The 12871-nt window shown below is 67.0% G+C and carries 15 protein-coding genes; 10 read left to right on the forward strand and 5 right to left on the reverse strand.

Annotated elements, in window-relative coordinates; all coding sequences use genetic code 11:
- Window positions 1–420, reverse strand: coding sequence for a MarR family winged helix-turn-helix transcriptional regulator (locus BST42_RS01720; protein ID WP_083116819.1), 420 nt, complete (start codon window positions 418–420; stop codon window positions 1–3).
- Window positions 421–466: 46 nt separating this feature from the next.
- Between BST42_RS01720 and BST42_RS01725 the strand changes: the two genes are divergently transcribed.
- From BST42_RS01725 to rlmN, 6 genes are all read left to right on the forward strand, one after another.
- Window positions 467–1144: a class I SAM-dependent methyltransferase gene (locus tag BST42_RS01725; protein WP_083116820.1), complete on the forward strand. Its 678-nt coding sequence runs from the start codon at window positions 467–469 to the stop codon at window positions 1142–1144.
- A 31-nt stretch (window positions 1145–1175) separates the two neighbouring features.
- On the forward strand, window positions 1176–1529 hold the full coding sequence (locus BST42_RS01730) for a Fe-S protein (RefSeq protein WP_083116821.1): 354 nt from the start codon (window positions 1176–1178) through the stop codon (window positions 1527–1529).
- 124 nt (window positions 1530–1653) lie between these two features.
- On the forward strand, window positions 1654–2406 hold the full coding sequence (pyrH, locus tag BST42_RS01735; protein ID WP_083116822.1) for a UMP kinase: 753 nt from the start codon (window positions 1654–1656) through the stop codon (window positions 2404–2406).
- Between the two features lie 60 nt (window positions 2407–2466).
- Window positions 2467–3024, forward strand: a complete 558-nt coding sequence (gene frr / locus BST42_RS01740) for a ribosome recycling factor (protein WP_083116823.1) — start codon at window positions 2467–2469, stop codon at window positions 3022–3024.
- Between the two features lie 23 nt (window positions 3025–3047).
- Complete coding sequence (locus BST42_RS01745) at window positions 3048–3914, forward strand: phosphatidate cytidylyltransferase (RefSeq protein ID WP_110918426.1); 867 nt, start codon at window positions 3048–3050, stop codon at window positions 3912–3914.
- Between the two features lie 17 nt (window positions 3915–3931).
- Entirely contained in the window at window positions 3932–5023 is a 1092-nt protein-coding gene (rlmN, locus tag BST42_RS01750) for a dual-specificity RNA methyltransferase RlmN (protein ID WP_083116825.1), read from the forward strand.
- 3 nt (window positions 5024–5026) lie between these two features.
- On the opposite strand, the gene BST42_RS01755 is transcribed toward rlmN, so the two are convergent.
- The 4 genes from BST42_RS01755 to BST42_RS01770 all read right to left on the reverse strand — a co-directional run bounded on the left by BST42_RS01755 (window position 5027) and on the right by BST42_RS01770 (window position 8140).
- Window positions 5027–5281, reverse strand: a complete 255-nt coding sequence (locus BST42_RS01755; RefSeq protein WP_083116826.1) for a DUF2631 domain-containing protein — start codon at window positions 5279–5281, stop codon at window positions 5027–5029.
- A gap of 57 nt (window positions 5282–5338) precedes the next feature.
- A complete protein-coding gene (locus BST42_RS01760) occupies window positions 5339–6682 on the reverse strand; it encodes a cryptochrome/photolyase family protein (protein WP_083116827.1) in 1344 nt (447 codons plus the stop codon).
- A 107-nt stretch (window positions 6683–6789) separates the two neighbouring features.
- Window positions 6790–7380: a fasciclin domain-containing protein gene (locus tag BST42_RS01765; protein WP_083116828.1), complete on the reverse strand. Its 591-nt coding sequence runs from the start codon at window positions 7378–7380 to the stop codon at window positions 6790–6792.
- Window positions 7381–7480: 100 nt separating this feature from the next.
- Window positions 7481–8140, reverse strand: a complete 660-nt coding sequence (locus BST42_RS01770) for a fasciclin domain-containing protein (protein ID WP_083116829.1) — start codon at window positions 8138–8140, stop codon at window positions 7481–7483.
- Between the two features lie 193 nt (window positions 8141–8333).
- On the opposite strand from BST42_RS01770, the gene dxr reads away from it, so the two are divergent.
- The 4 genes from dxr to BST42_RS01790 are packed head-to-tail and all read left to right on the forward strand — an operon-like array spanning window position 8334 to window position 12795.
- Window positions 8334–9500, forward strand: coding sequence for a 1-deoxy-D-xylulose-5-phosphate reductoisomerase (gene dxr, locus BST42_RS01775; protein ID WP_083116830.1), 1167 nt, complete (start codon window positions 8334–8336; stop codon window positions 9498–9500).
- Complete coding sequence (locus tag BST42_RS01780) at window positions 9497–10726, forward strand: M50 family metallopeptidase (protein WP_083116831.1); 1230 nt, start codon at window positions 9497–9499, stop codon at window positions 10724–10726. Before dxr ends, BST42_RS01780 begins: the two co-directional genes overlap by 4 nt.
- Window positions 10727–10757: 31 nt before the next feature.
- Window positions 10758–11897 carry a flavodoxin-dependent (E)-4-hydroxy-3-methylbut-2-enyl-diphosphate synthase gene (gene ispG, locus BST42_RS01785; RefSeq protein ID WP_207569435.1) on the forward strand — a complete coding sequence of 380 codons (1140 nt, stop codon included), beginning with the start codon at window positions 10758–10760 and terminating at the stop codon, window positions 11895–11897.
- 43 nt (window positions 11898–11940) lie between these two features.
- Window positions 11941–12795, forward strand: coding sequence for a GNAT family N-acetyltransferase (locus BST42_RS01790; RefSeq protein ID WP_083116833.1), 855 nt, complete (start codon window positions 11941–11943; stop codon window positions 12793–12795).
- Window positions 12796–12871: the final 76 nt, after the last annotated feature.

Raw genomic sequence — 12871 nt, forward strand, 5'->3', positions numbered from 1 at the left:
CTAGTCGCCGAGGGCGGCGAGAATCGTTCGGAATTCTCGCCGCTGCTCGGCGCTCAGGCCGACCATCAGCCGTTGTTCGGCAGCGCGCACTCCGGCGTCGGTGCGCTCCAACAGATCCACGCCGGTGCGGGTCAGTTTTGCGGGTAACGAACGCCCCGACGCCACCGTGTCGGGGCGGGTGACCAGCCCGCGTTCTTCGAGGCTGCGCAGCACCATGTTCATCGCCTGCGGCGAGACTCCCGTGTCGCGGGCCAGTTCGGCGTTGGAGCGGTCGGGGAAGCGGGACAGGATCCGCATGCAGATGTATTGCGGAAATGACAAGCCCAGTGGTTCCAGCGCGGTGGCGCTCACTTCGGCGCGCAACGCCGAGGCCACCCGGTACAGCAGGTAGCCCAGCGGCTCGTCGTGACCTCCACCCATGTCAATGATATTGACATATATCAACCATGTTGATATTCCTGGAGGTATGAGCACAGAAGATCTCTTCGATTCCGCCTACCGTCAGTCTGCCCCGGAATTCGAGGGCTTCCGGCCGCCCTGGAGCATCGACGAACCCCAGCCGGAAATCGCCGCACTCATCGAGCAGGGCAAGTTCCACGGCGACGTCCTCGACGCCGGCTGCGGGGAGGCGGCGGTCTCGATGTACCTCGCCGAACGTGGCTTCACCACCGTCGGGCTCGACCTCTCGCCCACGGCCATCGAACTCGCCCGCGCGGAGGCGGCCAAACGCGGACTCGCCAACGCCAGCTTCGAGGTCGCCGACATCAGCAACTTCGACGGCTACGACGGCAGATTCGGCACCATCGTCGACTCGACGCTGTTCCACTCGATGCCGGTCGAACTTCGCGACGGCTATCAACGGTCGATCGTGCGCGCGGCCGCGCCCGGGGCGTCCTACTTCGTCCTGGTCTTCGATGCCGGAACCATGCCCGCCAACGGGCCGGCGCATCCGGTAACCGCCGAGGAGTTGCGCGCCGCCGTCGAGCCGTACTGGGTGATCGACGACATTCGGCCCGCGCGGATACACGCCAACGTGCCGGAAGAGATGGCCCATATGGTCGAGTTCGCCGGCGGCGATCTCCGCGACGAGCCCAAGGGGCGAAAGTCGATGGCGGCCTGGCTGTTGTCGGCGCATCTCGGCTGAAATCTGGCGGGTCTGTCGTAGGCTCTGCCGCATGGAGCTACTACGTCATGTAGTTGTGCTGGTGCACATCGTCGGCTTCGCGGTGACGTTCGGCGCGTGGGCGGCCGAAGGGGCAGCCCGGAGATTTCGCACCACCCGGTTGATGGACTACGGCCTGCTCGTGTCACTGCTCACCGGGCTCGCGCTGGCCGCGCCGTGGCCGGCCGGAATTGTCTTGAACTATCCCAAGATCGGGGTCAAGCTCGCCATCCTGGTGGTGATCGGCGGCCTGCTCGGGATGGGCAACGCCCGGCAGCGGCGGACCGGGGAGCCCGTGCCGCGTCCGGTCTTTCTCTCGGTCGGGGCCTTATCGCTGGCCGCAGCGGGTATCGCCGTGCTGTGGTGATGCGCGCACCAGGGAGAACCCGGGAAATCGGCACCTTCGGCGATGAGGCAGGATGGAACTGCCGTCCCGAATGTCGCCGGGATGGCACTCTCATGCCAGGAGCCCGACTAGTCCGAGGAGTCTGATGGGGGAGACGGCCAACAGCAACGGTGCCGGCACGGGGGAATTGCGCCCGCATTTCAACAGGGTGGTACTCAAACTCGGCGGGGAGATGTTCGGCGGCGGATCGGTCGGCCTCGATCCCGATGTCGTCGCCCAGGTGGCCCGCCAGATCGCCGAGGTGGTCCGCAGCGGCGTCCAGGTCGCCGTCGTCATCGGTGGCGGAAACTTCTTCCGCGGTGCGCAGCTGCAGCAGCGCGGGATGGAACGTACCCGTTCCGATTACATGGGCATGCTCGGCACAGTGATGAACAGTCTTGCGCTGCAAGACTTTCTGGAGAAGGAAGGCATCGTCACCCGGGTCCAGACCGCCATCACCATGGGGCAGGTCGCGGAGCCTTACATTCCATTGCGTGCAGTGCGGCACCTGGAGAAGGGGCGCGTCGTCATCTTCGGCGCCGGCATGGGTCTGCCGTATTTCTCCACCGACACCACCGCCGCGCAGCGTGCTCTGGAGATCCGCGCGGACATCGTGCTGATGGCCAAAGCGGTCGATGGCGTCTTCACCGCCGACCCGCGGGAGGATCCGAACGCCGAGATGCTCACCGAGATCAGCCACCGCGAAGTGCTCGACCGCGGGCTTCAGGTCGCCGATGCCACGGCGTTCAGTTTGTGCATGGACAACGGAATGCCGATCCTGGTCTTCAACCTGCTCACCGACGGGAATATCGCCCGGGCGGTCGCAGGTGAGAAGATCGGAACTCTGGTCAGCGGTTGAGGATGCCCAAGTGATTCCGCCGGCGACGATGCAGAGCGAAGCGATGAGGAGGAGCGGCGCGTGATTGAAGAGGCTCTCTTCGATGCCGAGGAGAAGATGGAGAAGGCCGTCGCGGTCGCCCGCGACGACTTGGCGTCCATCCGTACCGGACGGGCCAACCCGGGAATGTTCTCGCGCATCGTCGTCGACTACTACGGGTCGCCGACGCCGATCACCCAGCTGTGCAGCGTCAACGTGCCCGAGGCGCGGATGGTCGTCATCAAGCCCTACGAGGCGTCGCAGCTTCGGGCGATCGAAGACGCGATCCGCCACTCCGACCTGGGGGTGAACCCGACCAACGACGGCAACATCATCCGGGTGTCGATCCCACAGCTGACCGAGGAACGCCGCCGCGACCTGGTCAAGCAGGCCAAGTCCAAGGGTGAGGACGCCAAGGTGTCGGTGCGCAACGTGCGCCGTCGCGCCATGGAGGAACTGCACCGGATCCGCAAGGACGGCGAAGCCGGCGAGGACGAGGTCGGGCGCGCGGAGAAGGACCTGGACAAGGCCACGGCCACCTACGTCGGCCAGATCGAAGAATTGGTCAAGCACAAGGAAGGCGAATTGCTGGAGGTGTAGCCACCTTTCAGCAACGCATCGAAGTGGCGGAAACCGATACCGGCGGCGCGGCCGCGCAGCCAGCGCCCAAGAGCTCGCGCGCCGGGCGTGATCTGCCCGCCGCCATCGCCGTCGGCGTCGTGCTGGGCGCGATGGCGATCGGCAGCCTGCTGTTCGCCCCGAAGTGGTGGATGCCGCTGCTGGCGGTCGCGATAGCGATCGCCACCCACGAGGTGGTCCGCCGGCTTCGGGAACACGATTATGTGATGCCCGTCGTGCCGCTGCTGGTCGGCGGGCAGGCGATGATCTGGCTGGCGTGGCCGTGGGGCGTGGCAGGAACGCTGGGCGCCTATGGCGGGACGATCGTGGTCGCGATGGTGTGGCGCCTGCTCGGTCAGGGCCTACGCGAGCAGCCGGTGAACTACCTCCGTGACATCGCCGCCTCGGTGCTGTTGGCCACCTGGGTGCCGTTGTTCGCGAGCTTCACCGCGTTGCTGATCTTCCAGGACAACGGCGGCGCCCGGGTCTTCACCGTCATCGCCACCGTGGTGTTCGCCGATATCGGCGGCTACACGGCCGGCGTGCTGTTCGGCAAGCATCTGCTGGCTCCGGCGATCAGCCCCAAGAAATCCTGGGAGGGCCTCGGCGGCTCACTGCTGTTCGGCGTCACCGCTGCCGTGCTTTCGGTCACGTTCCTGCTGCACAAACCGGCCTGGATCGGTGTGCCGCTCGGGCTGATGCTGGTGATCACCGGAGTGCTCGGCGACCTGGTCGAGTCCCAGGTCAAGCGCGACCTCGGCATCAAGGACATGGGCACGTTGCTGCCGGGCCACGGCGGGATCATGGACCGCATCGACGCGATGCTGCCGTCGGCAGTCGCCGGCTGGATAGTCCTGACCCTGCTGGCCTGACCGCCATACTGGAGCCAATGAAACAAGAGCTCGTCTTCGAGGCGCCGCGGCGTGGGTTACCGCCGCGGCATCTCGCCGACCTGGACGCCGAAGCCCGCGCGGCCGCGGTGGCCGAACTCGGGCTGCCGGCATTCCGGGCCAAACAGCTCGCGCAGCAGTATTACGGGCGGTTGCTCGCCGACCCGCAGCAGATGACAGATCTGCCTGCAGCGGTCCGCGACGCCGTCGCCGACGCGCTGTTCCCGAAGCTGCTCTCGGTGGCCAAAGAGATCGAGTGCGACGCGGGGGAGACCCGAAAGACGCTGTGGCGCGCCCACGACGGGACCACGTTCGAGTCGGTGCTGATGCGCTACCCGAACCGCAATACGGTGTGCATCTCGTCGCAGGCCGGCTGCGGCATGGCGTGCCCGTTCTGCGCCACCGGCCAGGGCGGCCTGACCCGCAACCTGAGCACCGCCGAGATCGTGGAGCAGGTGCGGGCGGCCGCGGTGACCTCGCGCGACGAATTCGGCGAGCGTCTGTCGAATGTGGTGTTCATGGGGATGGGCGAGCCGCTGGCCAACTATTCGCGGGTGCTGGCCACCGTACAGCGCATCACCGCGGCGCCGCCGGAGGGTTTCGGGATCTCCGCGCGGTCGGTCACGGTGTCGACGGTCGGGCTGGCACCGGCGATGCGCAAGCTCGCCGACGAACACCTCGGTGTGACGCTGGCGCTGTCACTGCACACCCCGGACGACGAACTGCGCGACACCCTGGTGCCGGTGAACAACCGGTGGCCGGTCAGCGAAGTCCTTGATGCGGCCCGGTACTACGCCGACCAGACCGGCCGGCGGGTGTCGATCGAGTACGCCTTGATCCGCGACGTCAACGATCAAGCCTGGCGGGCCGACCTACTCGGCAAGAAGCTGCATCAGGCGCTCGGCCCGCTGGCGCACGTGAACCTGATTCCGCTGAACCCGACGCCGGGCAGTGAGTGGGACGCCAGTCCCAAGCCGGTGGAACGCGAGTTCGTCCGCCGGGTGCGCGCTCAGGGAGTGTCGTGCACGGTGCGGGACACCCGCGGACGTGAGATCGCGGCGGCCTGCGGTCAACTCGCCGCCAGCGGTTAGGTCTTAGCGGATCCAGCCGCGGCGACGACCCCACCAGTCGCGCACGGTGACACCGAATACCAGCACCGCGAACACGATCAGCACGTAATCCTCGACGTGGCCGACGTGGTTACCCTTCAGCATCGCCAGCAGGAAGACCGTGACGAAGATGCCCAGAGCGTGCCAGGTGCGCGGGTTGATCTTGCTCCAGCCCCAGGCAGCTGAGGGTACGTCGGCCGTATCGACCTCTGAATAGCGCTCCACCTCGGTGCTGACCATTGCGGCTCCTGTCACTCGGCAATTGCGGTAATTCTGGCACACCCGATCAGGGCGGGCTCAGCCGATCTGGCCGTAGCGTCGCAAGGCCTCGACCCGCTCGGCGGCGTGGTCGACGATCGGCTCCGGATAACCGGGCGGCGGACCGGCCTTGAGTTTGTGGACGTCGTCGACCTCGGCCAGCTCGGGTATCCACCGCCGGATGTACTCGCCGTCGGGGTCGAACTTCTGTCCCTGGGTGGTCGGGTTGAACACCCGAAAGTAGGGGGCTGCGTCGGTCCCCGAGCCGGCACACCACTGCCAGCCGTGCTGATTGTTGGCCATGTCGCCGTCGACGAGTTGCTCGAGGAACCACTGCGCGCCCCACTGCCACGGCAGATGCAGATCCTTGACCAGGAAGGACGCCACGATCATCCGTACCCGGTTGTGCATGAATCCCGAGTCGCGCAGTTGGCGCATCCCGGCGTCGACGATCGGAAAACCGGTGCGGCCTTCCTTCCAGGCTTCGTACGCCTTCGTCGCCTCGGGTCCGCTGTCCACCTCGATGGCGTCGAAATTGCGGTTCCAGTTCCACCAGGTGCTGTCCGGCCACTGGTCGAGTACCGCGGCGTAGAAGTCCCGGAACGCCAGCTCCCGCAGATACGAGGCCGGGCCCTTGGCGCGGAAGTCGAGGTCGGCGGCCATCGTCCGGGGGTGGATCGTGCCGAACTTCAGGTGCGCCGACATGCGGCTGGTGGCCGCTTTGTCGGGCCGGTTGCGATCCTCGTCGTAATCGGCCAACTGAGAACGGACGAACTCCTTCCACCCGGCCAGCGCCGCCGTCTCACCGGCCTCGAGATCCAGGTCGGCGCCCGGGTCGGGAGCGTCGGCCCGCAGCTTCGCAGGCAGGTCCGCCGGGTCGATCCAGTTCACCGTCGCCGTTGCCGAGGCGGCGGGCCCGCGCCACCCGACTTCGCGCCACCGGGCCAGAAACGGTGTGAAGACTTTGTACGGGGTGCCGTCGTCCTTGGTGACACGACCCGGCGTGACGAGATAGGGCGAACCGGTGGCCTGCAGCGTGGCTCCCATATCGGCCAGGGCGGCCTCGACCGCCGCGTCGCGCCGCACCCCGAACGGAGTGAAGTCCGCCGAGATGTGCACCTCGGTGGCATCGATCTGCTTGCAGAGCAACGGAATTCGCTCCTCGGGCCGCCCGCGGGTGATCAACAGCCGGCCGTCGAGCGAGTCGGCGAGGGTACGCAACGAGTCCCCGAGGAATTGCAGTCGCCGCGCACCTGATGACTTCTCCAGGCGCGGGTCCAGTACGAAGCAGGCCAGCACCTCGGCGCCATCGGCGGCCGCTTCCAGCAATGGAGGCAGGTCGTTCAGGCGCAGGTCGCGGCGGAACCACAGCAGTGTGGGCATGTTCCTTATGCTGCCCTTTCCGTGCAGAAGGTATGCGCGACGCGGGTGACCCGCACGCCGCCGGCGGTCTCGATGGATGCCGCCGGCTGACGCGCGGGTCCCGCCGTCTACTGCGCCGGGGGCATCAGCACCGTGTCGATGAGGTACACCGTGGCGTTGGCGGTACGCACCCCACCGCACACGACGTTGGCCCCGTTGACCTGCAGGTGATCGCCCGAGCCGGTGACCGTCAGGTCCGCGCCCTGGACCGTCTTGTGGGTCCCCACCACCTTGTCGGGTGTGGCCTGGCCGGGAACCACGTGATAGGTCAGGATCGAGGTCAGCAGATCCTTGTTGGTCTTGAGCTGGTCGATGGTGGCCGCGTCGATCTTCGCGAACGCGTCGTCGGTCGGAGCGAAGACCGTGAACTGGCCACCGTTGAGGGTGTCGACCAAATTGACCTCAGGGTTCAGCTTGCCGGACAACGCAGCTGTCAGAGTGGTCAGCATCGGGTTGTTGGATGCCGCCGTGGCGACCGGGGCCATCGACATACCGCTCACCGAGCCCGGCCCGGTGGGAACCTGCTGGGCATAGGCCGCGCAGCCGGGGCCAACGGGGCCGGCAGTGGTGTCGGCGGCGGCGAGGGGAGACAACCCCACCGTGAGGACCGCGGCCACGGTGAGGCCGGCCATGGAACCCAGCTTCTTGGATACTGTCATCGACATTCGATCATTCCTTTCGTAATACGTTGCGCCAGAAGAGGTCAGTGCACCGTTGTGATGTGTTGCGAGTTGTCGTGATTGCGCCGAGCGCGCCGAGTCACTGGGCAGGCGGCATCAGCACCGTGTCGATCAGGTAGACCGTGGCGTTCGCCGTCTGCACACCACCGCAGACGACGTTGGCGTCGTTGACCTTCAGTGCGTCACCCGAGCCGGTCACCGTGACCTCCGCGCCCTGGACGGTCTTGTGCTGGCCGACGACCTGAGCGGGGCTGGCCTGCGCCGGGACCACGTGGTAGGTCAGGATCGAGGTCAACAGGTTCGAATCGGTCTTGAGCTTCTCGACGGTGGCGGGATCGAGCTTGGCGAACGCGTCGTCGGTCGGGGCGAACACGGTGAACTGCCCGCTGTCGAGAGTCTGGACGAGGTTGACGTTCGGGTTGAGCTTGCCCGACAGCGCCGACGTCAGAGTCTTCAACAACGGGTTGTTGCTGGCTGCCACCGTCACCGGGTCCTTCGACATGCCTGCGACCGAACCGGGTCCGGTGGGAACCTGCTCGGCGTAGCTTGCGCAGCCGGGGCCGACGAGCGTGCCTGCCGGTGCGGCCGCGGCCGAGGTGGTGGTCGTGGTCGTGGTGGACGCGGCAGGAGAGGTGCTCGACGACGATTCCGCAGTCGTACTGGTCGAAGAACACCCTGCGAAGAGCACGGCGGCCGCCGTCAGTCCGACAGCGCTCAGAACGGTGCGATGAAATGCCATAGGTGACTCCTTTGTCGTGTGAATCGGTTCCAGTCGGTCCGACCGGCCTTGATCGGCAATGCACAGGCAATTCGGGACGCACCGGCTTCCGGACGGGTCCGCCCGGGGTGGGGTCACAAACGCGTCACAGTCTCGGCGGGGGCGAATCGGCAGCGATGCCGGGATTGCGGTCCGCACGCGGCACAATTGAGTGGTGAGCGCCGTCAACCGTCTCCGGGTCCTGATCTTGGGCAGCACCGGTTCCATCGGAACCCAGGCGCTGGAGGTCATTGCCGAGAATCCGGACCGGTTCGAAGTCGTCGGACTGGCCGCCGGCGGCGGAAATCCCGACCTGCTGGCCCGCCAGCGCGCGCAGACCGGCGTGACGAATGTCGCCGTCGCCGACGAGGCGGCCGCCGACAGAGTCGGCGATGTCACCTACCGCGGCCCCGACGCCGCCACCCGGTTGGTGGAGAACGTGCACGCCGACGTCGTGCTCAACGCGCTGGTCGGGGCATTGGGACTGGAACCGACGCTGGCCGCGCTGGCCTCGGGCGCCCGCCTGGCCCTGGCCAACAAGGAATCGCTGGTCGCAGGCGGACCGCTGGTGGTCAAGGCGGCGAGTCCCGGACAGATCGTGCCCGTCGACTCCGAGCACTCGGCGCTGGCCCAGTGCCTGCGCTCAGGCACCCCCGACGAAGTCGCCAAACTGGTGCTCACCGCCTCCGGGGGCCCGTTCCGCGGCTGGTCGGCCGCGCAGCTGGAGCCCGTCACGCCCGAGCAGGCCGGCGCCCACCCCACCTGGAACATGGGCCCGATGAACACGCTGAATTCGGCGTCGCTGGTCAACAAGGGTCTTGAGCTGATCGAGACGCACTTGCTGTTCGGTGTTCCCTACGAGCGCATCGAGGTCGTGGTGCATCCGCAGTCGATCGTGCACTCGATGGTGACGTTCACCGACGGCTCGACGATCGCCCAGGCCAGTCCGCCCGACATGAAACTGCCGATCTCACTCGCGCTGGGCTGGCCCGGCCGGGTACCGGCCGCGGCCGCGGCCTGCGACTTCACCACGGCCTCCACCTGGGAGTTCGAACCGCTGGACGCCTCGGTGTTTCCCGCCGTCGACCTGGCCCGCGAGGCCGGACAGACCGGCGGCTGCCTGACCGCGGTCTACAACGCGGCCAACGAAGAGGCCGCTGAGGCCTTTCTGGCCGGAAAGATCCGGTTCCCGGCCATCGTGCGAACAATCGCCGACGTGCTGCACGCCGCCGACCAGTGGGCCGCCGAACCCGCTACCGTGGAAGAAGTACTTGACGCGCAGCGCTGGGCACGGCAACGGGCCCGCGAGGCCGTCACACAGGAGGTCGCTTCAATCCGATGATGTTCGTTATCGGCATCGTGCTGTTCGCACTCTGCATCCTCATCTCCGTGGCGCTGCACGAGTGCGGTCACATGTGGGTGGCCCGCGCCACCGGAATGAAGGTGCGCCGCTACTTCGTGGGCTTCGGACCGACCCTGTGGTCGACGCACCGGCCCAACAAGCTCGGGTCCACCGAGTACGGCGTCAAGGCCGTCCCGCTCGGCGGCTTCTGCGACATCGCAGGCATGACGTCGGTGGAGGAACTCAAGCCCGACGAGCGCCCCTACGCGATGTTCCGGCAGGACACCTGGAAGCGGGTGGCGGTGCTGTTCGCCGGGCCTGCGATGAACTTCATCATCGGTCTGGTGCTGGTGTACGGGATCGCCATCGTGTGGGGTCTGCCCAACCTGCATCAACCGACGAACGCGATGGTCGGCGAAACCGCTTGTGTCGCAGCGCAAGTCAGCAAAGATAAAGCCGGTGACTGCGCTGGACCCGGTCCGGCCGCGCTGGCCGGCATCAAGAAGGGCGACGTCATCACCAAGGTCGGTGACGCCCCAGTCAAGACGTTCGACGAGCTCGTCGCCGCGGTGCGCAAGGTGAACGGTCCCACCGTCTTCACCGTCGACCGTGTCGAGAACGGGCAGTCCCGCGAGTTCACCACCACTGTCGACGTCACCACGACCCAGCGGTGGACGTCCAAGGACGCGACCGCACCGACGACCGTCGGCGCCATCGGCGTCGCGCCCGAGGTTTTCGCGCCAACGCAATACAACCCGCTGTCGGCGGTCCCCGCGACGTTCGCGTTCACCGGTGACCTGGCCGTCGAACTGGGCAAGTCGCTGGCGAAGATCCCGACCAAGGTCGGCGCCCTGGTGCACTCCATCGGCGGCGGTGAGCGCGATCCCGAGACCCCGATCAGCGTGGTGGGCGCCAGCATCATCGGGGGCGACACCGTTGATCACGGTCTGTGGGTGGCGTTCTGGTTCTTCCTGGCCCAGCTCAACTTCGTACTCGGTGCGATCAACCTGGTGCCGCTGTTGCCGTTCGACGGCGGCCACATCGCGATCGCGGTGTTCGAGAAGATCCGCAACCTCCTCCGGTCGGCGCGCGGCAAAGTCGCCGCGGCGCCGGTCAATTACCTGAAGCTGATGCCCGCCACCTACGTGATCCTCGTTGTGGTGGTCGGCTACATGCTGTTGACCGTCACCGCCGACCTGGTCAACCCGATTCGACTGTTCCAGTAGGAGAACCCACGTGACTTCCATTGGCCTGGGCATGCCGGCCCCGCCCGCACCCGTCCTCGCGCCCCGACGAAAGACCCGCCAGCTGATGGTGCGCGACGTCGGCGTCGGCAGCGACTACCCGATCTCGGTGCAGTCGATGTGCACCACCAAGACTCACGACGTCAACACCACGCTGCAGCAGATCGCCGAGCTGACCGCCGCGGGCTGCGACATCGTGCGGGTGGCGTGTCCGCGCCAGGAGGACGCCGACGCGCTGTCCGAGATCGCCAAGCACAGCAACATCCCGGTCATCGCCGACATTCACTTCCAGCCGAAGTACATCTTCGCCGCGATCGACGCCGGTTGCGCGGCCGTGCGCGTCAACCCGGGCAACATCAAGGAGTTCGACGGCCGGGTCGGCGAGGTCGCCAAGGCCGCGGGTGCTGCAGGCATTCCGATCCGCATCGGGGTCAACGCCGGGTCCCTGGACAAGCGGTTCATGGAGAAGCACGGCAAGGCCACCCCGGAAGCGCTCGTCGAGTCGGCGCTGTGGGAAGCCTCGCTGTTCGAGGAACACGGCTTCGGCAACATCAAGATCAGCGTCAAGCACAACGATCCGGTCGTGATGGTGGCCGCCTACGAGCAGCTGGCCGAAAAGTGTGACTACCCACTGCATCTCGGCGTCACCGAGGCGGGGCCCGCGTTCCAGGGCACCATCAAGTCCGCGGTCGCCTTCGGCGCGCTGTTGTCCCGGGGGATCGGCGACACCATCCGCGTCTCGCTGTCGGCTCCGCCGGTGGAGGAGGTCAAGGTCGGCATCCAGATCCTGGAGTCGCTGAACCTGCGGCCGCGCGGTCTCGAGATCGTGTCCTGCCCGTCGTGCGGGCGGGCCCAGGTCGACGTCTACACACTGGCCAACGCGGTGTCGGCCGGTCTGGACGGGCTCGACGTGCCGCTGCGGGTGGCCGTCATGGGGTGCGTCGTCAACGGTCCGGGGGAGGCGCGCGAAGCCGATCTCGGCGTGGCCTCGGGCAACGGCAAGGGACAGATTTTCGTCAAGGGTGAAGTGATCAAAACCGTGCCCGAGGCGATGATCGTCGAGACGCTGATTGAAGAGGCAATGAGACTTGCCGAGGATCAGCGCGGCACGGATACATCTGCCAGCGGTTCCCCTGTCGTGACCGTAAGCTGATGGCGTAACCCGCCAGGGTTTCACTCCGCAGAAAGTAAGGCCCATGTCGGCTCCGCCACTGTTTCGTCTGGTCGACGAGCGACGGGTGTCGCCTGCGCGCGACGTCGCGGCGGTGAACCGGGTGTTGGCCGACGATCCGGTCGGTTCCTGCATGGTCGCGGCGCGGGTTGCCGACCACGGCGTCGAGCCGCAGGCCATCGGTGGCGAGCTGTGGACGCGTCGGCGTGCTGAGGAATCCCTCTGCTACGCCGGGGCGAATCTGATCCCGCTGCGCGGTGCGCAGCCGGACCTGCATGCGTTCGCCGACAAGGCGATGAGCACCGCCCGGCGCTGTTCGTCTCTGGTCGGCCGGGCCGAGTTGGTGCTGCCGCTCTGGGACCGCCTGCAGCACGCGTGGGGGCCGGCGCGCGATGTGCGCGACCACCAACCGCTCATGGCACTGGGTGTGTCGCCGTCCGCGCGGATCGATCCGGCCGTGCGACGCGTGCGGGTCGACGAGCTCGATGCCTACCTGGTTGCCGCGATCGACATGTTCATCGGCGAGGTCGGTATCGATCCACGGATCGGCGACGGCGGCCGCGGCTACCGTCGCCGGGTCGCCAGCCTGATCGCGGCAGGCCGAGCCTATGCCCGTTTTGAGCACGGACAGGTGGTGTTCAAGGCGGAGGTGGGTTCGCAGTCTCCGGTGGTCGGCCAGATCCAGGGCGTGTGGGTGCATCCGGAGTGGCGAGGCCACGGGCTCGGCACCTCGGGCACCGCGGCAGTGGCCGCCGCCGTGGTCAACAGTGGCCGTATCGCAAGCCTCTATGTCAACAGCTTCAACGCCGTCGCTCGTGCGGCCTATGCACGCGTGGGTTTCGCTGAGGTCGGGATGTTCGCGACTGTGCTGCTCGACTGAATGTCGTCTTACGTCGGCAGTCGCCTGATCTGAGCCGAGATCGTCCCACTCTCGCCAATCACCGCGCATCGCTGAG

The sequence above is a fragment of the Mycolicibacterium rhodesiae genome, from assembly GCF_002086695.1.
GTDB lineage: Bacteria > Actinomycetota > Actinomycetes > Mycobacteriales > Mycobacteriaceae > Mycobacterium > Mycobacterium rhodesiae.

Bases quoted from the DNA above. Each gene is read 5' to 3' on its own strand.
- BST42_RS01790 (WP_083116833.1), top strand. From the start codon at position 11,941: ATGTCGGCTCCGCCACTGTTTCGTCTGGTCGACGAGCGACGGGTGTCG.
- BST42_RS01770 (WP_083116829.1), bottom strand. From the start codon at position 8,140: ATGGCATTTCATCGCACCGTTCTGAGCGCTGTCGGACTGACGGCGGCC.
- BST42_RS01780 (WP_083116831.1), top strand. From the start codon at position 9,497: ATGATGTTCGTTATCGGCATCGTGCTGTTCGCACTCTGCATCCTCATC.
- BST42_RS01755 (WP_083116826.1), bottom strand. From the start codon at position 5,281: ATGGTCAGCACCGAGGTGGAGCGCTATTCAGAGGTCGATACGGCCGAC.
- BST42_RS01725 (WP_083116820.1), top strand. From the start codon at position 467: ATGAGCACAGAAGATCTCTTCGATTCCGCCTACCGTCAGTCTGCCCCG.
- pyrH (WP_083116822.1), top strand. From the start codon at position 1,654: ATGGGGGAGACGGCCAACAGCAACGGTGCCGGCACGGGGGAATTGCGC.
- ispG (WP_207569435.1), top strand. From the start codon at position 10,758: ATGCCGGCCCCGCCCGCACCCGTCCTCGCGCCCCGACGAAAGACCCGC.
- BST42_RS01765 (WP_083116828.1), bottom strand. From the start codon at position 7,380: ATGACAGTATCCAAGAAGCTGGGTTCCATGGCCGGCCTCACCGTGGCC.
- BST42_RS01760 (WP_083116827.1), bottom strand. From the start codon at position 6,682: ATGCCCACACTGCTGTGGTTCCGCCGCGACCTGCGCCTGAACGACCTG.
- BST42_RS01730 (WP_083116821.1), top strand. From the start codon at position 1,176: ATGGAGCTACTACGTCATGTAGTTGTGCTGGTGCACATCGTCGGCTTC.
- rlmN (WP_083116825.1), top strand. From the start codon at position 3,932: ATGAAACAAGAGCTCGTCTTCGAGGCGCCGCGGCGTGGGTTACCGCCG.
- BST42_RS01720 (WP_083116819.1), bottom strand. From the start codon at position 420: ATGGGTGGAGGTCACGACGAGCCGCTGGGCTACCTGCTGTACCGGGTG.